This window comes from Lysobacter sp. H21R4 (genome assembly GCF_015277535.1).
In the GTDB taxonomy this organism is placed as follows: domain Bacteria; phylum Pseudomonadota; class Gammaproteobacteria; order Xanthomonadales; family Xanthomonadaceae; genus Novilysobacter; species Novilysobacter ciconiae.
In genome coordinates, this window is sequence record NZ_CP063772.1 from 41,029 (window position 1) to 61,383 (window position 20,355).

A 20,355-nucleotide genomic window follows, 5' to 3' on the forward strand; every position below is an offset into this window, starting at 1 on the left:
GGGCATGGGCCGGTAATGCGAACACGGGCCGCGCCGCCGTGGGGCGGAGCAGGTCGCGCATTGTCGCAGCCCGCCGCACGGCGCGCACGCCAAAGACTGAATGGACGAGACGGCCCGACCGGACACGTGCTGAGCCTTCACCGCGGCGGGACGCCGTGGCGGCGAAGCTGATCGCGCCGACGCGGGTCCCGCGGCCGGCCTTTTCAGGGAGCAGACGATGAGTGACAAGAAAATTCCCGCAGACGATACTGACCAGCAGGCGCTCGGATCCGGTGCCGGCGCCGTCGCCGGCGCGGTGACCGGGGCGGCGGTTGGCGCCCCCGGCGGCCCGATCGGAATGGCCATCGGCGCGCTCGCCGGCGGCGTGATCGGCGCCGGTGCCGGCGAGGCGATGGCGGTACGCGCGGGCATCGAGGACTACCGCGCGCACTTCCAGCGCGACTACACCGGCGCCGCGTACTACCGGCCCGGGCAGGCGTGGGAGGACTACCAGCCCGCCTACGAGTTCGCCTACGACCAGTTCGAGGAGTACCGCGGCAGGCCGTGGGCCGAAGTGGAGCCGGGCCTGCGCGAGGAGTGGGAAATCGAGCGCGCCGATCGACCCGAGCGTGCCGAATGGGCGGAAGCGCGTACGGCCGTCGCCGACGGTTGGGAGTACCTGCGCGAAGCCGCGCGCATGGACGCCGCCCCGGGCTGATGCCCGCAACGGCTCGCTGGAGTAGCATGGCCGGCCCTTAGACGAAGGTGTTGCAGTGCCATGGCCGATCCCGTCAAACCCACCCGCGAGGAGGCCGAGGCCGCAGTCCGCACCTTGCTCTCATGGGCCGGAGACGACCCCGGCCGTGAGGGCCTCCTTGATACGCCGCGGCGCGTCGCCAAGGCCTACGCCGACTGGTTCAGCGGCTACGAGATCGATCCCGACGAGTACCTGGCGCGCACGTTTGAGGAAGTCGCCGGTTACGACGAGCTGATCGTGCTGCGCGACATCCGCTTCGAGAGCCACTGCGAGCACCACATGGCGCCGATCATCGGTCGCGCGCACGTGGGCTACCTGCCCGACGGCAAGGTGGTCGGCATCAGCAAGCTGGCACGCGTGGTGGACGCCTACGCGCGCCGCCTGCAGGTGCAGGAGAAGATGACCGCGCAGATCGCCGACTGCATCCAGCGCGTGCTGCAACCGCGCGGCGTTGGCGTCGTCATCGAGGCCAGCCACGGCTGCATGACCACCCGCGGCGTGCACAAGCGCGGCGTGGCCATGATCACCTCCAAGATGATGGGCGGCTTCCGCGAGGACGGTCGCACGCGCGCCGAGTTCCTGCAGTTCATCGGCAGCCCGGCGCGCAACTGAGCGTTACCGCTTCGTGATCAGGCCGATACATTCGCCTCTGTATTCTGCGGCGATGTCCAGCCAATCCGCCCCGCATCCGGCCACCGCGCCGGCACCCACGCGCCACTCCGAACCCCCGGCGCCCCCGTCGGCGCGCCAGTCCCTGCCGGCCGCCTATCGTGCCGTGCGCGAGCGCAGCGTGGCATTGGCCGCGCCCGTCTCGGCCGAAGACGCGATGCTGCAGTCGATGGAAGAGACCAGCCCGACCAAATGGCACCTGGCCCACACGACCTGGTTTTTCGAACGTTTCGTGCTGGCCGAAAGCGCCGGCTACCAGCCCGTCAACGCGGACTGGGACTACCTGTTCAACAGCTATTACCAGAGCGTCGGCCCGATGCACGCCCGCCACCGGCGCGGGATGTTGTCGCGACCGTCGCTGGCCGAGGTCCTCGATTACCGCCGCGCGGTCGATGAACGCATGGGCAGCGCCTTCGACGCCGGCCGGTTCGACGCGCCGCTGTGGCAGCGCATCGAGCTGGGCCTGCATCACGAGCAGCAGCACCAGGAACTGCTGCTGACCGACATCAAGCACGCGCTGTGGTGCAACCCGCTGAAGCCCGCCTACCGCGACGACCTGCCGCTTGCCAGCGCCGCCGCCGGTCCGCTGGACTGGCTGGGCCAGGATGAGGCGATCGTGGAGATCGGCGCCGCGGGCTGGCCGCTGGACAGCGAGTGCTTCGCCTTCGACAACGAGTCGCCCCGGCACCGCGTGTTGATGCCGGCGCACGCGCTCGCCACCCGCCCGGTGACCAACGCCGACTACCGCGACTTCATCGACGCCGGCGGCTACCGCGACGCCTCGCTGTGGCTGAGCGATGGCTGGGCGCTGGTCAACCAGGCCGCGTGGCGGCACCCGATCTACTGGGACGAGGCGCTGGCGTCGGAATTCACCCTGGGCGGGATGCGGCCGATCGATCCGAACGCGCCGGTCAGCCACCTCAGCTACTACGAAGCGGACGCGTTCGCGCGCTGGGCCGGCGCGCGCCTGCCCACCGAGGTCGAGTGGGAAAACGCGGCCGCCGCGGTCGCCGTGGAGGGCAACTTCGTCGACCGGGGCTACCTGCATCCGGTCGCCACCGGATCCGGCGCCGGCAGCGTCAATGCCAGCGCTACGCAGCAATTGTTCGGCGACGTGTGGGAGTGGACCTCCAGCGCCTATACCGCCTACCCCGGCTTCCGCGAGATGCCCGGCTCGCTGGGCGAGTACAACGGCAAGTTCATGAGCGGACAACAGATCCTCCGCGGTGGCAGCTGTGCCAGCTCGCGCGACCACCTGCGCGCCAGCTACCGCAACTTCTTCCACGCGCCCGACCGCTGGCAGTTCAGCGGCCTGCGCCTGGCGCGCGACGCATGACGGTCACCGTGGCGTCGAAGATCACGCTCAGCGACCTGCAGCCCAGCGCCGACGACATCACCGGCGACGTGCTCGCAGGGCTTTCGGCGACGCCCAAGACCCTGCCCTCGAAGTACTTCTACGACGAGCGCGGCTCGCGCCTGTTCGAGCGGATCACCCGCGAGCCGGAGTACTACCTGACCCGCGTCGAGCTGGACCTGCTGGATGCCTCGATGCCGGCGATCGCCGAGGCGGTCGCGCCGCGCGCCCACGTGGTCGAGTACGGCAGTGGCAGCGGGCGCAAGACCCACCTGCTGCTGGACGGCCTGACCGATCCCGTGGCCTACACGCCGATCGAGATCTCGCGCACCGCGTTGCTGGCCAGCGTGGAGCGGCTGGCCGATGCCTACCCGGAGGTGGAGATGCTGCCGGTCTGCGCCGACTTCACCCAGCCGGTGCCGCTGCCGTCGCCGGCGCGCGGCAATGGTCACGTGCTGGTGTTCTTTCCTGGATCGACGCTGGGCAACTTCCTGCCGGCCGATGCCGAGCGCCTGTTGCGCTCGATGCGCGCCACCATGGGCTCCGGTGGCCAGGCGTTGATCGGCATCGACCTGGACAAGGACCCGGCGCTGATCGAGGCGGCCTACAACGACGCCGCCGGGGTCACCGCCGACTTCACCCTCAACCTGCTGGTGCGGCTCAACCGCGACATCGGCAGCGATTTTGACGTGGACTCGTTCGCCCACCGCGCGGTGTACTCGCGCGAACGCATGCGCATCGAGACCCACCTGGTCAGCCTGCGCGACCAGCAGGTGCATGTGGCGGGCCGGCAGTTCGATTTTTCCGACGGCGAGGCGATGGAAGTCGAGTACAGCCACAAGTACACCGACGCGAGCTTCGCCGCGCTGGCCGCGCGCGCGGGCCTGCGCGTCATCGAGCGCTGGAACGATCCCAGCGACTGGTTCGGCCTGCGCCTGCTCGCGGCGGCCTGATCGCCATTCGAGTCAAGGAGGGCGCCGGGTTCGCAGTACCTCGACACCCGCCTGCCGATGCTCTCGCGATGAGCTCAACAACCACCGTGTCACCGCCCGCCGACTCGATCGAAACGGCCAGCCAGGCGGGCCTTCGCTACGTCTGCGACGACCATCCCGGTATCGCCCGACTGCGCGCCGGCAAGGGCTTCCACTACCGCGATGCGGACGGGGATCGGGTCAGTGATGCGCAGACCCTGTCGCGCATCCAGGCGCTGGCGATTCCGCCGGCCTGGACCGAGGTGTGGATCTGCCAGCGCGCCAACGGCCACCTGCAGGCGACCGGGCGGGATGCGCGCGGCCGCAAGCAGTACCGCTACCACGCCGACTGGAGCCGGGTCCGCGGTGACGGCAAGTTCGACCGCATCGTCGAGTTCGGCGCGGCCCTGCCCAGGCTGCGCCGGCACCTGCGCAAGGACCTCGCCGAGCCGGGTTTCGGCCGCGACAAGGTGCTGGCGATCGTCGTCGCGCTGCTGGCCGATACGCTGGTGCGGATCGGCAACGACCGCTACGCGCGCAGCAACCGCTCCTTCGGCCTGACCACGCTGCGCAACCGCCATATCGCCTTCCTGCGCGGCGGCCGCGCGCGGCTGAGCTTCCGCGGCAAGGGCGGGCAGCAGCACGAGATCGAACTCGACGACGCGCGCCTGGCCAAGCTGGTCAAGGCCTGCCAGCAACTGCCCGGGCAGGCCCTGTTCCAGTACCGCCAGGACGACGGCAGTATCCAGCCGGTCGATTCGGGCGCGGTTAACGACTACCTCCACCGCCGCCTGGGCAACGGCTTCAGCGCGAAGGACTTCCGTACCTGGGGTGGCACGCTGATCGCGTTCCGCGAACTGGCCGGCACGCCGGTACCCGAGGCCGGACCCGGCGGCGAGCCCAGCGAGCGCGCCCTGGCCCAGGCCCGCAACGCGGTGATCAAGCAGGTCGCCGAGGAACTGGGCAACACGCCGGCGGTGTGCCGCAAGGCCTACATCGATCCGGTGGTGTTCGACGGCTGGCAGGCCGGCCGGCTGCAGCGCGCCGCGGCCAATGCGCGCGGCGCCCGTCAATGGGAGCGCGCGGCGCTGAAGTTCCTCAAGCGCGAGCACCGGCGGTCGCGATAGGCCGGCTCTTCACCCGCCGTGGTCGCGACCGTCGCCAGACTCGACGTTCCCGCGAGGAGAAAACACCATGGCCACCTGCGACGTCTGCGGCAACAACTACGACAAGAGCTTCAGCGTGAAAACCGTCGACGGCGGCGGCACGTTCGACTCCTTCGAGTGCGCGATCCACGCCCTCGCACCCAGCTGCGCCCACTGCCAGTGCAAGATCATCGGCCACGGCAGCGAACACGACGGCAAGATGTTCTGTTGCGCGCACTGCGCACGCAAGTCGGGCGTCATCGGCTTGGAGGACCGGGTCTAGGGCAGCTCGGCGAAAGGCTGTGGATCAGGGGCCGTTATAGCTGTCCTGGGCACTGGACGGCGGGGGGATGGCGTCCTCCAGCGCCGCCATTGCCTCGGCAGGCAGGGGCAGCAGCGCCCAGAACGCCACGTTGCGCTCGCGCCACTCCAGCGCAGCCTCGTTGAGGATCGCCAGCAGGGTGTCGAACTCCTCCGGCTGCGCCTCATGCCAGGCACTGCTGTTCTCGATCAGCAGCAGGTAACCCGGTGCCAGCAGCCACGACAGGTCGCCGAGGCAATCGGCCAGCGCGTCCCAGTTGCCGCCGAACCAGCCGGGGAAGGACAGGCCCCTGGCGATCCGCTCAAGCGCGTCGGCCTTGTCGGTGCAGCCCGCCAGGTCGACCCGCGCGATCGCGATATCCAGCGAGGCGGCGGCATCCGCCATTGCGCCGCGGTCGCGTGCGTCGATGAAGAACGCGCGAGCCTGGTCGGGCTCCAGCAGCAGCGCGCGAAAGTCGGTCGGGATCACGGCGTCACCTCGAACCGGCGGAAGCTGCCGTAGTGGTCGTCGGTGTAGAAGTACTCCGTCGGCGGATCGCCGCCGGTGACGATGCGTCGCGCGCCGCGGTCGGAAGCGCCCGGCGTGGGGACGGTGTACTCGCGGTAATGGCTACGTGCACGCTGTGGCAGCCGCCCTTCGCGGTTCTGAAACACGCCGTCGTCCTGGCGGTACGCGTACGGACCGCCGCGGGCAATCGCCTCCAGCACTGGATGGGCCTCGCCGGGCAGGAATGCGGGAAAGCGGGTCTGCCGGCCACTCGATGAAGAAGCGGATGCCGGCGCATTGACGCGGTCAACGGCCTCGCTGGAAGGCGCAGGCGATTGGACGGTCGCCACAGGCGGCACGACCGGCGCCTGCCGGTACTGGGTCCACGACCACAGGCCGGCGACGATCACGGCGGCCACCAGCCACAGGCGAGTGCGGTCCATCAGGCGCTTCCTTGGTGAATTGACCCGCCGAGTCTACCGCCTGACCCGTGCCGGGCCAGGACGGCGCACTCAGCCGCAGGCGGCCTGGTGGATCGCACCCGCGCTGTTGACGTGCAGGTTCAGCCGGTCGCCGCGATAGTCCAGCGTCACCGCCATGCCGGGCTCGATCACGCGGACGTCGCGGCTGTAGCTCTCGAACCGGGCGCGCTCAACGACTTCCGGCGTGGCGGCCTGCCCGATCACCCAGCCGATCGTATCGGTGGTGCACGACTCTCCGGTTTGCTGTGCCATCGGCGGAGGCGGCATGGTGGTGCAGGCGGCGGCAACAAGGACCAGCGTGGCGGCGGACAGCGCGGTACGGATCATCGGGTTCTCCAGTCGGCGGGCATCCCACAGATCGTGCCCGCCGCGTCGTTAGGATGCGGTAAACACCTCGCCGGCCGCCTCCGCCTCCGCCTCCGCGTCCACCAGTCGCAGGATCAGCCTCGCCAGCGTCACCACGTCCTGGTGGTTGTGCGCGCAGACACGGCGCAGCAGCGAAGACGGACCGCCACGCAGGTAAGACAGCCACGCCGCCGGTGCTTCCGAGCCGGGCAGGTCGTCCTCGCGAACGATGCCCAGCAGCTCGCGCTCGATCGTCGCCAGCCGGCAGTTCTCCCACACCCCGCGGTAGCGGCGACGGGTCGGGAACAGCAGGTCGACGTGGTCCAGGCCGGTGATCGGATCGCCCATGCGGGCCAGCCGATAGCGCGTCTTCAGCAGCGGCGCGTCGTAGCAGCGGCCGTTGTAGCTCGACAGCACGGTGTCCGGGCCGAGCCAGTCGGTGAAGGTCTGCAGCATCAATGGCTCGGCGGCCAGGGTTGTGATCAGCAACTGGCGGATGCGCAGACCGTCGCCGTGGACCGGATCGTGATGCCAGTCGGCCGCGCCGATCTGGAACGCGCGGGTGCCGGTGCCGCCGGCCAGTCCCGTGGTCTCGGTGTCGAAGAACAGCAGGTGGCGCGGATCGACCGCTTCGCCGTGGCGCTTGGCAAAGTCCAGCGCCAGCGTGGTGGTCGGCGCGGGAAAGGCGACGTGCGACTGGATCAGGCGCAGGCCGGGCGCGATTTCCTCCCCCGGCAGCGCGCGGTCGATCGGGCCGGCGGGGTAGTTCAAGTAGGCCGGCTTGCGCTCGCGTACGCCCAGCAGCCGGCGCAGCGATTCAATCGATGTGTGGCGCGGCGTCGGGGTGGCGACCGCGGCTGCGTCTACCGCTCGGGGAGCTGCCGCCGTGACTGCCGGCGGAGCTGGCGCAGCCGGCTTGCCACCGGCCTGCCGACGCAATGCGCGCAACTTGTCCGGATTGATGCTCACGCCTCGGTCGCCTCCAGTGATTCTTTTGCCTGCAGCAACTCCAGCACCCGCAGCGCCAGCGACTTGGGCGTGGCCTCGTCGCCGCCCTCGTCCGCCGCCAGGATGGGACCGACACAGGCCGGGCAGCCGAACCTGCAGTCGCAACGCCCGACCAGTTCGGACGCGCGCCGGACCAGCTCGGCCTGACGGTTCCACAGCGGCTCGCTGAGACCCACGCCGCCGGGGAAGTTGTCGTAGAGATAGATCGTCGGTACGAACTGGCGCAAATCGATCATGTCCTCGTTGGCGTGGGTCAGGCGGTGGTTGATGTCCTCGTCATCCAGGATGCTGCTGTCCTCGATCCCGCGCAGCGTGCCGCGACCCTTGCTGTCGGCGGTGGCAAACCACGCGCCATCGCCGTTGCCGATCGCCTTCTGCAGGTCGCGCGCGTCGGCCATCACCGCCACCGTGGCCACGACGTGGAGCGCGTAACCGGCGCCAAGAAACCCGTCCAGCGCGTCCTGCCGCGACCAAAACCACGCCAGCAGCGTCGCCTGCGGCAGTTGCCACCAGGCCGCGGTGGTGTGCAGTTCCTGGTCTGGCAGGTTGACCGGCCCGTAGCCGATGTTCTCGTGGGTGTAGTAGCGGATCTTCTTGTAGCCCGACACCCGGCGCACCACGTGCACCTCACCGTGGCTGGCCTCGCCGCGGCCGGCCGCCTCGCCCTCGAAACGCTCCAGCACCTTGAGCTTGGTGTAGTCAATGGAGTCGGTGTAGTAGTCGACGAAGGTGCGCACCACGTAGGCCTTGCGACCTTCCCAGTCCAGCCGCTCGACCTGGAAGGGCGTGGACTGGACCATGTGGATCGCGCCCTCGTACAGGGTCAGCGCGGCGGCCGAATAGTCGACCTCGGCGATGATCTGCTGCTTGCCGCCGGTTTTGTCCACGACCACGAAGTTGCCATCGGCGACCGCCCGCAACGAGACCGATCCGGCCGGATAGCTGTCGGCGATCCACTCCCAGCGATCGCCTTCCCGGTGCACCACGTCGGTCTCGGCCAGCGCCTCCAGGAACACGTCCGGATCGATCGGGCCGAAGCCCTCGCCGACCACGAACGGCAGTTCGAAGGCCGCGCAGCGGATGTGGTCGAACAGGATCAGCGGCTGGTCCGGCGCGACGCGCGCGTGTTCCGGCGAGGCATCGGCGAAGAAGTCCGGATGCCGCACCACGTACTGGTCCAGCGGCTGCGAGCTGGCGACCAGCACGCCAAGGGCCGGTTGCTGGCGACGGCCGGCGCGGCCGAAGCGCTGCCAGGTCGCCGCCACCGAGCCGGGATAGCCGTTGAGCACCACCACGTCGAGCGCGCCGATGTCCACGCCCAGCTCCAGTGCGGAGGTCGAGATGATGCCGTCGATGTTGCCTGCGCGCATGTCGCGCTCGGCCGCGCGGCGCTCGGTCGGCAGGTAGCCGCCGCGATACGCGCGGATGCGTGGCGGCTTGCGCGGGTCGTGGTCGAAGATGTCCTTGAGGTACTTGGTCAGCACCTCGACCATCAGACGGCTCTGCGCGAACACCAGCGTCTTCAGCCCGCTCTTGATCGCGATGCGGGCGATGCGGTTGCTCTGCGAACGCGCCGAGGCGCGCAGGCCCAGATCGGCATTCACCACCGGCGGATTCCACAGCAGCACGTGCTTGTCGCCACTGGGTGCACCGGACTCGGTGATGGCCGTGACCGGTGCTTCAATCAGTGCCTCACAGTGCGCCTGCGGGTTGCCGATCGTCGCCGAGCAGAGGATGAACTGCGGACTGACGCCATAGAACGCACAGATCCGCTTGAGCCGGCGCAGCACGTTGGTCACGTGACTGCCGAACACCCCGCGGTAGGTGTGCACCTCGTCGATGACGACGTAGCGCAGGTTCTCGAAGAACTGCGCCCACTTGGTGTGATGCGGCAGGATTGCCTGGTGCAGCATGTCCGGATTGCTGACAACGATATCCCCGTGCAGCCGGATCGCCTGGCGGGCGTCGCCGGGGGTATCGCCGTCGAAGGTGAACGCCTTGACCCCGAGGTCGCCAGCGCGGTTGAGCTCCAGCAGCTCGGCCACCTGGTCCTGCGCCAAGGCCTTGGTCGGGAACAGGAATAGCGCTTTTGAACCCGGCGCCTTGGCATTGCCGGCCATCGCCGCGCTCACCACCGGCAGGGTGTAGCAAAGCGACTTGCCGGAAGCGGTCGGGGTGACGATGGCGACGTGCTCGCCGCGCTGCGTGGCGTCCCAAGCCTCGGCCTGGTGCGAGTACAGCTGCTCGATCCCGCGGTCCTTGAGTGCGGACTTCAGCGCCGCCGGCACGTCCTCCGGGATCGGCGCATACGAGCCCTCGCGACCCGGAATGGTGAAGCTGCCGGTGATGCGGTCCGCGTAGCGCCGCTCCAGCCGCTGGCCCAGCAATGCGCCATCGCGGGACGGGCGACCGTCGGTCGTCGACAGCGCCTGTTCGCTGGCGGCGGTGCGGGGAGCAAGGGCGTAGGACATGGCGGCCATCGTGATGAAAGGGCGCCATGGGAGCATGGGGTGGTCTCAGCGGGTGAGACGGGGGTTATCCAGGCAGCGCCGACTTCCCCCGGGCCGTCCCACGCTTCCATTACTGCGCTCATTCGTATCTCCTCGGAAAGGTTATACCGGAGCACGAAATCACTGGGGCATTACAGCTGTTCAGACTTCCCGTCTATCGCTTTGTTAATCAGTAGCTTCGGTAAATATTGTTTCGGGCGATACACTTTTTAAGTGGCTCTTTATTGATATTCTGCAATAGCTTGCAATTAAGAGAAATGTATTTCGTCCACTCTGGGTTGCCGGAATCCGAATCTTCTAGCTTCGAAAGCAGTTCAGCCCTATCGTATCCGGCACGCTCAAGAGAAGAAAGCAGTCGAAAGTATTGATCATCATTCGGATATTTATATGCCCTAGCAATTTCTGTTGCGCGATCGCTCGTTAGGTTCGCAAGGCAGGAGGTCTTTTCAATCTTTGCTTCGCTGCCCGGGTGGATATCATCTGAAATTGATTCGCAGTAGCTATCTCGAAATTTCAGCCAAGAACGCTGAGTGTTTTTCAATTCAATTTTGTTTTGCGGCGTGACTGACGCCAGTGCTTTACTGTAATTCTCATTCAGTGCCTGATCTGCTGAATTGAAGTTTTGATCGGTGCAATATATTAACTCAATTGTTTTTGTGCTTTCGCATAAAGTGCTTTTATTCTGCTCTGCGAAGCTGATAGATGGCACGATAAGCACAATAAATAGAGTGGCTATTTCCAGCAGTCGCATTTTAATCCCTCCTCAAATAGATCGGCTTCTCGGTCTCTTCGTTTCAAGAGGCCGCCGAGGTTCTTTCCTTCCCATACTCGCTTCATTGAGCGAATTAGGGTTGGAATCTTTTTGTACTCTCCGGCGTTCAGCGCGTCTTGAATTTCACCAAGCTCTCGCCGCGTAGCGGTGTGGATGTTGTTGTGTCCGCGATTGAATATCAATGACAGCAATGCACCTTTGCAGTGAGGGTGAAGCTTTATGGACTCCGGGTATATGTCGACAACATTATCGGCGTACCTCTTCTTTAGGTCGAATGCAAGGTTTAATGCATCGTCTTTTGAGATCGAAATCGTCGATACGGTCGGCAGCTTGTCTTTAGCATCGGATTTCTTCAGGCCTGCAACCGCAACAAACTTGTCGACATCCTCAGAGCTGTAGTATGTACCTAGATCTTTGCGGATCTGTGCCGCACTCTGGTGACCGAGATCGTAGCCGTATCCGACTGTGATTCCGCTCGAGGAGCTTGCTGCGGCAGGTACATACGGATGTTCTTTATAGGTTTCGTCAGAGAGCATGTCTTCAAAGGATTTTTTGGAGACGATAAAAGTTCCTTGAGAAGTCTCTAATTCGTAGCACTCAACCACGCAGCCTGATGGGCAGGGCGTTGTAAAATTTGCTGTCATCCCCACCGGATGAAAGTAAATCGCTTTCGTATCCGTTGGGAATCCATTCTTCCCTTTCAACTCATCCCACCACAGCAGCGACTCGATCCGCTTCTTCTCCTGCACCCAGTCGGCCTTGCGCGGCTCCGGGATCAGTGGGTCGATGGCGTTCCATTTGTCCATCGGGCCGGCCCACTCGCTGTCGTAGCGGGTGATCAGGCGGGCGATGGCTTGGGCGAGCCACGGTTGCTTGAGCGCCTTGCGGATCTCGGTGGCCGTGAGTGTGTTGTTACCGTCCAGATCAACCACGTCGTAGAGCCTCTGGAACAGCGGGGCACTTTCGGCGCTGGCGCCCTGTGCGGCCAGCGTACCCTGCTCATCCTTCGGGGCCCCGGGCCGTTTGGCAACATGGTTCGCATAGAAGGTTGCCGGTGGTGTGTCATCGGCTTTGACCAGCTCGAATCCGGGCCAGTCCCAGGGCGTGCACAACTTGACCCTGGCCTGGTCCTTTTCCCGCGCCCAGCCGCTGCGGCCGCGACCATCGTCGGTACCGACATCGACCTGCCACCAGCGCGTGCCATCTTCCTCAACGGCGGTATTGTCCACAGTCTTGATCGCCACCACTCGCGGCCAGGCGGCCTGCGGACCGGTGGTGTTGCTGGCCTGCAGCGGGAACCGGCTCCAGGCATCCATCGTGCGGTCGGTGATCAGCGGGCGATCGTCGAGCATCGAGCGCATCACCCACACCGGGTCCCCGCTGGGCACCATCACCTCGCGCTCGGTGTAGGCGGACTTGTCGGTCAGGGCGTTGTAGGCGTCCAGTGCAATCGCATTGCCGTCGGCATCGAGGATGCGCGAGAGCACGCTGCCGTTGCCGTAGCTCCGGGTGGCCTTGTCGTAGCCACTCAAGCTGTCCCTGCCGACCACTTCCATGGTGCCTTTGCATACTTTCGCCCAGTCACCCGTTTTCGGCGACGTGGGGTCTAGGGTGATGCCGTCACTTGCGACGATCTGCTGGTCCGCCTTGGCGGGCAACGCAAGTGTTGCGCCGGCCTCGATGAGTAGCAGGGTCTTCTGCTTCTCGCCCAGCAGTTTGGCGCGCTCGCGACTCTTGGCGATGAAATCCTCGACATCGTCGCCAGCGAATACGTCCAGCTGCACCAGCGGTCGTTCGCTGCAACTCGAGCCCAGGGGATTGGTGTCGCTATAGCGTTGGTATTGGCCCAGATGGCCCATCAGGTCACCGGCATGGACCGCGATGGGCGCGTCGAGCACGACCACCTTGTCGGTGTCCGGGTCGGCGGTCGTTCCGGTCAGTTCCTTCTTGTAGGCGTAGGCGTCGGTGAGGCCGGCCGGTGTGACTTCGCCGCTCGCCACCCCGGATACTGCGTAGTAGCCTTTTTTGGTGCCTTCTGTGCCGAGTCGCAGCTTGACGCCGCGCGGCGCGAATCCGACAGCAATCTCGCCGTCCGCGTCGCGCAGGTTCAGACCGATTCCCCCTTCGGGGATATACGGGTTCCTGACCCGGTCGGCATCGGTGGCGGATTCGGCGACCGCATAAACCGCATCGCCCCAGTAGATCGGACGCGGCTTCTTCGCGTCATCCTGGTAGCCCTTCCAGTGCTGAAGGTGCATGTACAGGCTGTAAAAGATCAGCGAAGGCTCATTCGGTTCTCTCGTCGATCCTGCCCCGGAGCCGGTGCTTTCAATAGATGTTGTTTCAGTCGTCTTCGGAGCTGGCGGCAACTGCAAGCTGTGCCGGACTAGGGCGAAGCCGGTCGAGTAGGTCGCCTCGCCGCAGCTGTCGTAAGCCACCTTGGGATAGGTGCCGTCGATGCGGTAGGCGATGACTTCGCCGTCGGCGATGCAGCGGATACCCGCATCCTGCGCCAGCGTGGCGCCGGTCTGGCTGCCGAAGTGGATCCCACCGTGTTGTCCGTTGGCGCCGATCGGGTAGAACCCGTCTTCCGCACTGGCCAATGCGCTGTAGTAGATCTGTGGATCAACGACCTCGGCCGCGATCGAGGCGCCTTGGACGTCAGCCTCGGTTTTCTGGAACGGATAAGCGAATTTTTTCAGCGGAGCGGGCTTTCGGGTCTCGTCGGTCATGCAGACGTCCTTGTCTAGATAGGTTTGGTCTACGTCAGCCGGAAAAGTCCGGCATCCGCTCTGGTCTCAGCTTTAGAAGTCCGTCTGGCAACGAGCGTTGCACGTCACCGCTCGCCCCACCCGCAAACGGCACCTGTCCCGCCTTAACGCGAAACTCGCTCGGGCAGGCAAACGTAATATCGCCACCCTCCAGCGTGACCCGCGTCTGGCCGGCCTGCAGAATAATCTTCTCCTTGGCGAGCACGTCGATGCGCTCATCACTGGCGGTGATGGTGACCGACTGGTCCGCCAGTACCTCCAGTTTCCCCGTGTGGGCCTGCAGGCTGACCGGCCGGTCAGCGGCGATCGCCTTGATCGGGCCGCGCTGGGCGAACAGGGCCAGTTGGCCGCCGGCCACCCCCGCAAAGGTCTGGCCTGCGGCGATGTGGGCGTCCTGCTGGCTGGTCAGATGCAGGTTGCCGCCGGCATACGCCAGTGCACTTTTGGGTGTTGCAAGGGCGATCGCATCCGGGCCTTCCACGAACAGCAGCGGCGAGGCCAGCCGCTCGACAGGATCGCCGCCGTCACGCTGACCACCTGCGGGCTTGGTCGCGGCTTGGCCGTTTACGGCGCCGCTGTAATGCCCGTCCTGCTCGGGATCGACCGCGACGAGGAGGTCGATCTGGCGTTCGTTGGCGCGCAGCGGCGCGACCTGCGCTGCCGACCGCGTCATCCAGCGCCTGTGCGGTGCGTTGCGCGCCTTTGAGCTGGGCGACGGCCTCCGTCACGTCCATCTGCGTCGATACACCGTCCGGCCGGCCCGTCGTCGAGAGCAGCATGCCCTGGCCAGCGCGCACGTTGGCCCAGCCCAGCGTCGCCAGATCGAAGCCCGATCCACGAACCCCGCTGCGGCGAGCGTTGTCGTGGTCGATCAGGTATCCCAGTTCCAGTCGGCTGTCGGCCAAGCTGGTGTGCAGGCGCTGGCGCAGCTGGCCGGGGGCGTCGTCGATTACCCATTGCTGGGTGCCGCCGCCGTCCAGGCTCTGCGTGTGCAGGCCGCTCAGGGTGCCGGGGTGGTTGCTGGCATCGGCCAGGGCGAAGGGCGGGGCGACGTTGCCGTTGTAGAGCTGGCCGGTGATGACTGGCTGGTCGATGTCGCCGTGCAGGAACTCGACCAGAACCTCGCTGCCGACGCGGGGCAGGGCGTGGCTGCCCCAGTTGGGTCCGGCCATCCACTCGGCCACGCGCACCCAGGTGCCGCTGGTGTGATCGCCGGGGGCGTGACCGTCGGGATTGGCGTGGGAACCTGTGTCGGTCAGGCCGCCGGTGTTGGGCGCGGTGCCGCTTGCCAGGGGAACTGGATCCGCACCTGATGGTCGCGGGTGGAGGTGACGGCGGATTCGGGCAGGCCGACCACGGTCGCAGTTTGCATCCCGGGCGCGGTCGGCTTGTAGCGGGCGACGGGCACCACCGGGGTGTCGGCGGTCACGGCCAGCAAGCGGTTGCGGTAGTTGCCGCGTTCGATATCGCCGGCGTGGCCCAGCTGTTCGACGACGCCGCTGTCGAGGTTGTTGGCCGCGCCATGCTCGATCACCAGCGGCAGGAACGCCTGCCCGGACAGGTCAGGGTGCTGGGTCAGGGTGAAGGCGAAGCCCGACGCCATGCTGCGGGCGCTGCCGGCGCCGGCATGCAGGCGCTGCGGCAGGCGCAGCGCGTCCAGTTGCAGGGCCGCGTGCTGGTCCGCGTCGCTGCGGATGGCAAAGCGGCCGCCGCGTGGCGCGGAGAACGACTCCAGTGCCGGGGTGTTCGGGCCGGCCGGTGCAGCCGTAGCGATCGACGCCACCGCTTCGACCTGCTCGGGCTGCCAGCTGGCGACGCCCAGCATGCTCGCCGTCGCCTGGCGCTGCTCGCTGAAGCGCTGGATCGCATCGGTCGCTTCGGTCGCGTCGCTGCGGTGGAAGCGCAGGGTCGGCTCAATGGCTTCGGGCACGCTCGCGTCGCGATCGAAGACCACCAGGGTGGCGCCGCCATCGTTGTCCTGCGAGTGCTCAAAGCGCCATGCCAGCCCGGCATCGGCCAGCAGACGGAACACGAATTCGTGGTCGCTCTCGCGGTACTGGGTAGTGATGGGGTATACCGGCAGCGACAGGGTCACATCGACTCGCAGCGCCGCCTGCGGATAATCGTCCAGCACACGCTCCAGCACACCCAGCGCGTCCAGATCCTGGAACACCAGCGCATTGCGGCGCAGCTTCAAGAACGCGGTCCACGGCTCCATCAGCAGGCGGTAGCGGGCCAGTCCGCCGTCGCTGCCCAGGACCGCCACATGGGTGCAGTGGCCGTGCCAGTGGCGCAGGCGGCCATTGGCCAGGCGCAGGCGCAGTGACATCGGATGGCCGAGCAGCGCTCGGGCGTCCAGAAAGGCGTCGGTGGACAGGCAGTCCACGGTGAAACGGAAATCGTCGCAGACCGCCTCGCGGCCTTCGAAGCACTCGACCACCAGCGCGTCGGGCAACGCGGTGGAAAGCTCGATCAGTCGCTGGTCCTGCGAGACCCGGGCCAGTGCACGGGAGACAGCCTGGATATCCATATCCATACCTTTGTTTACTTCCTGAGGTGAGGCGCCCCGCTGATCCTGCGGGCGGGCACAGCTGCGCTTCGGAGTCCTTCGGATCAACGGCCAGATTAGCACCAGCGCGCCCGGGATGGGACGACGGGCCCTCACAGTCAACCCCGGCCGGGTCGACTAGGGTTTGCACACCCATCCAACGCTCCGGGTTTCGCATGCAGGGGACTTCAGACATCCGCGCCTACGTCGCACGCGTGGTGATCGCGCTGGCACTCACCGGGCTGGCGGTCCTGCTCTGGCAACTCTCGGAGCTGGTCATGGTGGTGTTTGGCGCCGTGGTGGTGGCGGTGATGCTGCACGCACTGGTCGACCAGACCGTCCGCCGTACTCCGCTGTCGCAAGGGCCGGCGCTGGCCCTGGTCCTGATGGTGCTGCTGGTGGTGTTTTCCCTGCTGATGTGGATGTTCGGCGCACAGCTGGCCGGTGAGATGGAATCGCTGAAAGCCACGCTGCCGCTGGCCTGGGAACAGTTCCAGGCGTGGATGGCGGCAAGTCCGCTGGGGCCGGCGGCGCAGCAGTTCAGCGAGCAGACCCAGTCCGACGCCGGCGGTCTCGCCTCCCGAATCGGGGCGCTGGTCATGTCCGCTTCGGGCAACCTGACCCAGCTGGTGTTGATGATCGCCGGTGGTATCTACCTGGCCGCCCAGCCGGACCTGTACCGCGTCGGCCTGCTGAAGCTGTTTCCGGCCGATCGACGCGAGCTGGTGGGCGATGCGCTCGATGCAAGCGGGCACGCGCTCAAATCCTGGCTGATGGGGCAGCTACTGGCGATGGTGGTGGTCGGCGTGCTGACCGGGCTGGGGTTGTGGCTGCTTGGCGTGCCGGTCGCGTTCGGGCTGGGCATCATCACGGCGTTGCTGGATTTCGTCCCGATTGCCGGGCCGGTGCTCGCGGCGATTCCTGCGGTCCTGCTGGGTTTCACGGTCAGCCCGCAGGTCGGCCTGGGGGCGCTCGCGCTGTTCATCGTCATCCAGCAAGTCGAGAGCCACGTGCTGCAGCCGTTGATCCAGCAGCGCGCGGTGGACCTGCCGCCGGCCTTGCTGCTGATCTCGCTGTTCGCGATCGGTGCGCTGTTTGGCCTGGCCGGGGTGGTGCTGGCCGCGCCCTTGACGGTGGTGATCTTCGTGCTGGTCAAGCGCCTGTACGTGCGCGAGACCCTGGAGACCGAAACCCGGATACCCGGGGAGGAATAGGGGGCGGACGCCGTTAGAGCGCACTCCGGGGAAGGAAAACGCCCGCCGGGAGAGAGGCCGGCGGGCGTTCGCCCTTGCTGCGACGCTCTAGTTCTTTATCTGCACGTCATCGATGTAGACGTTGACGTCGTACGCGGTATTGGCGTGGTACAGCCAGATCGCGTCCATCGTGACCGTGCTGGCGCTGATCGCCCCGTTGCCGCCGACCCAGGCGTTCCAGTTCGATGAGGTGGGAAGCGACCACGACACGTAGGTCCACTGGTTGGCCGGAACCGACTTGCTGGTCGAGCGCTCGGTGCCGTCGCTGTCATCGATGCCCACGCCGACGCTGGTGCCGGTGCCGCCGGACCAGACCCAGAAGCCGACCGTGCCATTGGCGCGGGTCATTTTGGTGTTGCTGCCCGGGTTGCCGCTGCCTGAAAGCAGGCGTACCGCCCAGTTGGCCGAGCTCGACTTGTTGTCCTTGAGGAGGACGCGCAACGAGCACGAGCCGTTCTTGCGCGTGCTGCAGTCCCGCGTCGCCGTGGACGTGCTGGAGATGCCGGTGGTGCTGCCCGAATAGGCCGGGCTGGTGTTGAAGTGGCCGACGCTGCTCTCGAACCGGTCCAGGTAGGTGACGGCGCCGGTGCCGCCACCGCTGCCCGGATTCAGCAGGCCGTAGTACTTGCTCCAGTTCCAGTTGATGCCCGGATCGGTGTGGGTCTGGCCGCTGTAGTGCTGGTGGCCCTTGATCTTGACGCTGGTGGGCAACACGTTGATGCCGCTGCTGGGCGCGCCCTTGTAGGCACTGCTGCAGGGGATGGCGCTGTACTTGGCGCAGAAGCTGCGGACCACGCCGGCGGAGGCGTTGTACATCGCGTTGGTGTACCAGGAGCTGTTGTTGACGTAGCCCTCGTGCTCGATGCCCAGGGCGAAGCTGTTCTGGTTGCGCAGGTGCCAGGCGGTGTGGGCGTTGCGGACCATCTGGGTGACCTGGCCGTCGGAGCTGCGGATCACGTAGTGCGCACTGACGTTCGAACTGGCGTTCTTGAACCAGGAAATGGTGCCGGCATAACTGCCCTGCGCGGTGTGGATCGCGACCGCGCTGACCGCCGCGGAACGTGACGCGTTGTAGTTGGACGAGTGCGCGGCGTTCCAGATGGCCGGGCCGTAGTCGGTGCTCTGGATGCCCGCATCCGGGCCCGCGCCAGACGAGCCGTTGGCGGTGGGCCGGCCGTCAGCCGACTTGGCCCGCAGCGTCTCGCTGATCGGGTCGATCTCGAAGTCGGCGGTCTCGATGCGGTCATTGGCCACGTCCAGCCGCACCATCGGCGCGCGCTGCGCGATCAGCTGGTCCATGTCGAATGCGCGCTCCCACTCGATCGCGCGCTCGGGCACCACGATGCCGCGATCATTGACGCCGCGGTCCTGCGCCAACAGCACGTCGTAGGCAAAGCTGGTGCGCGCGAACTCGCCGACGGCGCTGGCACGCTCGGCTTCCACCGGCGATGCCGAGAAGCCGGCGTAGCGCATCAGGGCCGGGCGGATCGCTTCGGGCGATGGCGTATTGCCACCGCGCTTGAGCCGCGAGCGCGAGTCAGCTCCGGGATGGTCCTTGCGGATCTCCGCATCCAGCAACGCGGCGGCGGCGAGTACGTTGGTGCGCGCGTCGGTGCGGACCAGTGCCGGCGAGACGCCGAGCAGCTGCGCGCCAGCGGTCACCTGGTCGGCGAAGCCCTGGCCCGCGTACAGGCCCATCACGCCGTAGGCGGCGGGCATGTGGTGGTGCGCTTCGGTCTGCGATTGGTTGGCGTCGGGCTGGATGTTCAGCCAGCGGCTTTGCACGTAGGCGATTGACTCCAGTGTGCCCACCGGCACCGCCGGATACCGGGCATAGGCTTCCTTGAAGTAACGCTGGAAGGCCTGGCGCTGCGGTCGGAGCGCGGCTTCCTCGGCGTTCAACTGTTCGACCAGCGCAGCTTCCTCGGGCAGCGCGGCCGACTCGCCGGCGAACGCGGTCGAGGCAAGCAGGCCGCTGATCGCGACCGAAAGCAGAATTCGTGAATATCCCCTCATGATTCCCTGAGCTCCGTATGGTGTGCGTCCCCTGCCACGGCGTTATCGCGCGGGGCACTAAGCTTGCGTTCAGCGATTTTCCGATTCGGGCAGCGCGTCGCGTTCAGGGGCGGGAAATCCGCTGAAACGCTAGGGCAATCCCTCTATTCGACCCCGGAACTTTGCCGCATCGCACCCATACTTCGCGCGTACGAACCGTATGGAAGCGCGTTTCAGGCCGGTGCCATCAAGTGCTGTTCGGCGTCCTGCAGGACTTCGGCAGGCAGCGCGCGGATACGTCGACTGCGCAACTGCGACGCACTGGCCAGGCCGATTCCGCGCGGCCCGTGGGCGGTGTAGAGCGTCACGTGGGCTGGCGGCAGCGGCAACTGTCGACCCAGCAGGCGTCCGAGCGCCTGATGGAACGGACGCATCGCCGGCAACTGGATCAGCTCGATGATCGATTGGCGCGGAGCCACGACGGGAACCGGGCCCGCAGCCGGAGCGGGATTGAGGTCGGAATCGGGAGCGGGGTCGGATTCGGGATCTGGATCTGGATGAGCCCGGTCGTGGCCGGCCATGGTCAGCGGTGGCGGCCGGATGCCCAGGACGATGAACCGTCCCGTACGGCGAAACTGCCAATCCTGCGCGGCCATCGCGCGGGCAATCCGCTTTGCCAGGAACTCCGGTGCCAACGCGGCGTGGAGCTCGCGCCCGAGTCGCGAACCGATCAGGGTGATGTGCAGTTCCTGTTTGGGCGCGTAGACGGTGCCATCGACCTCGATCGGGTGCTCCGGGGTCGGCCACACCCTGCAATCGATCGGCAGCACGAGCGTGTGTGGAGGCCGGTGCAGGTCCATGTCCGGATCATGCACCAGCCGTCGCAGGAGCGGGTCGCGCTTCCCGCGCCCCGCGCCCCGCAAACGCTCGTGCCGCAGCGCTGTTTGGCTGCCGTCAAGGCGGTCCTCGCTGCTGCGGCGCACAATAG

The 20,355-nt window shown here is 66.6% G+C and carries 19 protein-coding genes; 7 read left to right on the forward strand and 12 right to left on the reverse strand.

The genetic code is table 11. The features are described 5' to 3' along the window. Positions 1-217 precede the first annotated feature (217 nt). The 6 genes from INQ40_RS00200 to INQ40_RS00225 all read left to right on the forward strand — a co-directional run bounded on the left by INQ40_RS00200 (position 218) and on the right by INQ40_RS00225 (position 5,158). The gene (locus tag INQ40_RS00200) at positions 218-697 is read left to right on the forward strand and encodes a hypothetical protein (RefSeq protein ID WP_194340794.1); all 480 of its coding nucleotides are present in this window, start codon (positions 218-220) and stop codon (positions 695-697) included. A 60-nt stretch (positions 698-757) separates the two neighbouring features. Continuing rightward, complete coding sequence (gene folE, locus INQ40_RS00205) at positions 758-1,348, forward strand: GTP cyclohydrolase I FolE (RefSeq protein WP_193985200.1); 591 nt, start codon at positions 758-760, stop codon at positions 1,346-1,348. A gap of 52 nt (positions 1,349-1,400) precedes the next feature. After that, positions 1,401-2,741, forward strand: a complete 1,341-nt coding sequence (gene egtB, locus INQ40_RS00210) for an ergothioneine biosynthesis protein EgtB (protein ID WP_194340795.1) — start codon at positions 1,401-1,403, stop codon at positions 2,739-2,741. Then, positions 2,738-3,712 (forward strand): L-histidine N(alpha)-methyltransferase, encoded by a 975-nt coding sequence (gene egtD / locus INQ40_RS00215; protein WP_194340796.1) that lies wholly within the window; start codon positions 2,738-2,740, stop codon positions 3,710-3,712. Before egtB ends, egtD begins: the two co-directional genes overlap by 4 nt. 68 nt (positions 3,713-3,780) lie before the next feature. After that, positions 3,781-4,857, forward strand: coding sequence for a DNA topoisomerase IB (locus tag INQ40_RS00220; protein ID WP_194340797.1), 1,077 nt, complete (start codon positions 3,781-3,783; stop codon positions 4,855-4,857). A 67-nt stretch (positions 4,858-4,924) separates the two neighbouring features. Beyond that, positions 4,925-5,158, forward strand: coding sequence for a hypothetical protein (locus INQ40_RS00225; RefSeq protein WP_194340798.1), 234 nt, complete (start codon positions 4,925-4,927; stop codon positions 5,156-5,158). Positions 5,159-5,182: 24 nt separating this feature from the next. Here INQ40_RS00225 and INQ40_RS00230 read toward each other — a convergent pair whose 3' ends face one another. The 10 genes from INQ40_RS00230 to INQ40_RS12975 form a co-directional block, all read right to left on the reverse strand. Beyond that, a complete protein-coding gene (locus INQ40_RS00230) occupies positions 5,183-5,665 on the reverse strand; it encodes a barstar family protein (protein ID WP_194340799.1) in 483 nt (160 codons plus the stop codon). Beyond that, positions 5,662-6,126, reverse strand: a complete 465-nt coding sequence (locus INQ40_RS00235) for a ribonuclease domain-containing protein (RefSeq protein ID WP_194340800.1) — start codon at positions 6,124-6,126, stop codon at positions 5,662-5,664. Before INQ40_RS00235 ends, INQ40_RS00230 begins: the two co-directional genes overlap by 4 nt. Before the next feature lie 69 nt (positions 6,127-6,195). Beyond that, complete coding sequence (locus INQ40_RS00240; protein ID WP_193985210.1) at positions 6,196-6,492, reverse strand: I78 family peptidase inhibitor; 297 nt, start codon at positions 6,490-6,492, stop codon at positions 6,196-6,198. Positions 6,493-6,540: 48 nt separating this feature from the next. Beyond that, positions 6,541-7,479 carry a ribonuclease H-like domain-containing protein gene (locus tag INQ40_RS00245; protein ID WP_194340801.1) on the reverse strand — a complete coding sequence of 313 codons (939 nt, stop codon included), beginning with the start codon at positions 7,477-7,479 and terminating at the stop codon, positions 6,541-6,543. Beyond that, positions 7,476-9,989 (reverse strand): DEAD/DEAH box helicase, encoded by a 2,514-nt coding sequence (locus tag INQ40_RS00250; RefSeq protein WP_194340802.1) that lies wholly within the window; start codon positions 9,987-9,989, stop codon positions 7,476-7,478. The genes INQ40_RS00245 and INQ40_RS00250 overlap by 4 nt, the downstream gene beginning before the upstream one ends. Before the next feature lie 208 nt (positions 9,990-10,197). Next, entirely contained in the window at positions 10,198-10,779 is a 582-nt protein-coding gene (locus tag INQ40_RS00255; protein WP_194340803.1) for a lysozyme inhibitor LprI family protein, read from the reverse strand. Further along, a complete protein-coding gene (locus tag INQ40_RS00260; RefSeq protein ID WP_194340804.1) occupies positions 10,761-13,532 on the reverse strand; it encodes a pesticin C-terminus-like muramidase in 2,772 nt (923 codons plus the stop codon). Before INQ40_RS00260 ends, INQ40_RS00255 begins: the two co-directional genes overlap by 19 nt. A 34-nt stretch (positions 13,533-13,566) precedes the next feature. Next, on the reverse strand, positions 13,567-14,052 hold the full coding sequence (locus INQ40_RS12965) for a DUF2345 domain-containing protein (RefSeq protein ID WP_255524324.1): 486 nt from the start codon (positions 14,050-14,052) through the stop codon (positions 13,567-13,569). Between the two features lie 43 nt (positions 14,053-14,095). After that, the gene (locus tag INQ40_RS12970) at positions 14,096-14,743 is read right to left on the reverse strand and encodes a type VI secretion system Vgr family protein (protein ID WP_255524273.1); all 648 of its coding nucleotides are present in this window, start codon (positions 14,741-14,743) and stop codon (positions 14,096-14,098) included. An 83-nt stretch (positions 14,744-14,826) separates the two neighbouring features. Further along, on the reverse strand, positions 14,827-16,101 hold the full coding sequence (locus INQ40_RS12975; RefSeq protein WP_228482047.1) for a type VI secretion system Vgr family protein: 1,275 nt from the start codon (positions 16,099-16,101) through the stop codon (positions 14,827-14,829). A gap of 194 nt (positions 16,102-16,295) precedes the next feature. On the opposite strand from INQ40_RS12975, the gene INQ40_RS00270 reads away from it, so the two are divergent. Then, on the forward strand, positions 16,296-17,333 hold the full coding sequence (locus INQ40_RS00270; RefSeq protein WP_194340805.1) for an AI-2E family transporter: 1,038 nt from the start codon (positions 16,296-16,298) through the stop codon (positions 17,331-17,333). An 87-nt stretch (positions 17,334-17,420) separates the two neighbouring features. Here INQ40_RS00270 and INQ40_RS00275 read toward each other — a convergent pair whose 3' ends face one another. Next, positions 17,421-19,388, reverse strand: coding sequence for a peptidoglycan recognition family protein (locus INQ40_RS00275; protein ID WP_194340806.1), 1,968 nt, complete (start codon positions 19,386-19,388; stop codon positions 17,421-17,423). 212 nt (positions 19,389-19,600) lie between these two features. Further along, positions 19,601-20,227 (reverse strand): hypothetical protein, encoded by a 627-nt coding sequence (locus INQ40_RS00280; RefSeq protein WP_194340807.1) that lies wholly within the window; start codon positions 20,225-20,227, stop codon positions 19,601-19,603. Positions 20,228-20,355: the final 128 nt, after the last annotated feature.

What these genes read in the sequence shown, in the direction of transcription:
- INQ40_RS00220 (WP_194340797.1), top strand. Translation starts at nt 3,781, where the DNA reads ATGAGCTCAACAACCACCGTGTCACCGCCCGCCGACTCGATCGAAACG.
- egtD (WP_194340796.1), top strand. Translation starts at nt 2,738, where the DNA reads ATGACGGTCACCGTGGCGTCGAAGATCACGCTCAGCGACCTGCAGCCC.
- INQ40_RS00240 (WP_193985210.1), bottom strand. Translation starts at nt 6,492, where the DNA reads ATGATCCGTACCGCGCTGTCCGCCGCCACGCTGGTCCTTGTTGCCGCC.
- INQ40_RS00270 (WP_194340805.1), top strand. Translation starts at nt 16,296, where the DNA reads ATGCAGGGGACTTCAGACATCCGCGCCTACGTCGCACGCGTGGTGATC.
- INQ40_RS00280 (WP_194340807.1), bottom strand. Translation starts at nt 20,227, where the DNA reads ATGGACCTGCACCGGCCTCCACACACGCTCGTGCTGCCGATCGATTGC.
- INQ40_RS12975 (WP_228482047.1), bottom strand. Translation starts at nt 16,101, where the DNA reads ATGGATATCCAGGCTGTCTCCCGTGCACTGGCCCGGGTCTCGCAGGAC.
- INQ40_RS00235 (WP_194340800.1), bottom strand. Translation starts at nt 6,126, where the DNA reads ATGGACCGCACTCGCCTGTGGCTGGTGGCCGCCGTGATCGTCGCCGGC.
- INQ40_RS00225 (WP_194340798.1), top strand. Translation starts at nt 4,925, where the DNA reads ATGGCCACCTGCGACGTCTGCGGCAACAACTACGACAAGAGCTTCAGC.
- INQ40_RS00200 (WP_194340794.1), top strand. Translation starts at nt 218, where the DNA reads ATGAGTGACAAGAAAATTCCCGCAGACGATACTGACCAGCAGGCGCTC.
- folE (WP_193985200.1), top strand. Translation starts at nt 758, where the DNA reads ATGGCCGATCCCGTCAAACCCACCCGCGAGGAGGCCGAGGCCGCAGTC.
- INQ40_RS00255 (WP_194340803.1), bottom strand. Translation starts at nt 10,779, where the DNA reads ATGCGACTGCTGGAAATAGCCACTCTATTTATTGTGCTTATCGTGCCA.
- INQ40_RS12970 (WP_255524273.1), bottom strand. Translation starts at nt 14,743, where the DNA reads ATGGCCGGACCCAACTGGGGCAGCCACGCCCTGCCCCGCGTCGGCAGC.
- INQ40_RS00275 (WP_194340806.1), bottom strand. Translation starts at nt 19,388, where the DNA reads ATGAGGGGATATTCACGAATTCTGCTTTCGGTCGCGATCAGCGGCCTG.
- egtB (WP_194340795.1), top strand. Translation starts at nt 1,401, where the DNA reads ATGTCCAGCCAATCCGCCCCGCATCCGGCCACCGCGCCGGCACCCACG.
- INQ40_RS00250 (WP_194340802.1), bottom strand. Translation starts at nt 9,989, where the DNA reads ATGTCCTACGCCCTTGCTCCCCGCACCGCCGCCAGCGAACAGGCGCTG.
- INQ40_RS00260 (WP_194340804.1), bottom strand. Translation starts at nt 13,532, where the DNA reads ATGACCGACGAGACCCGAAAGCCCGCTCCGCTGAAAAAATTCGCTTAT.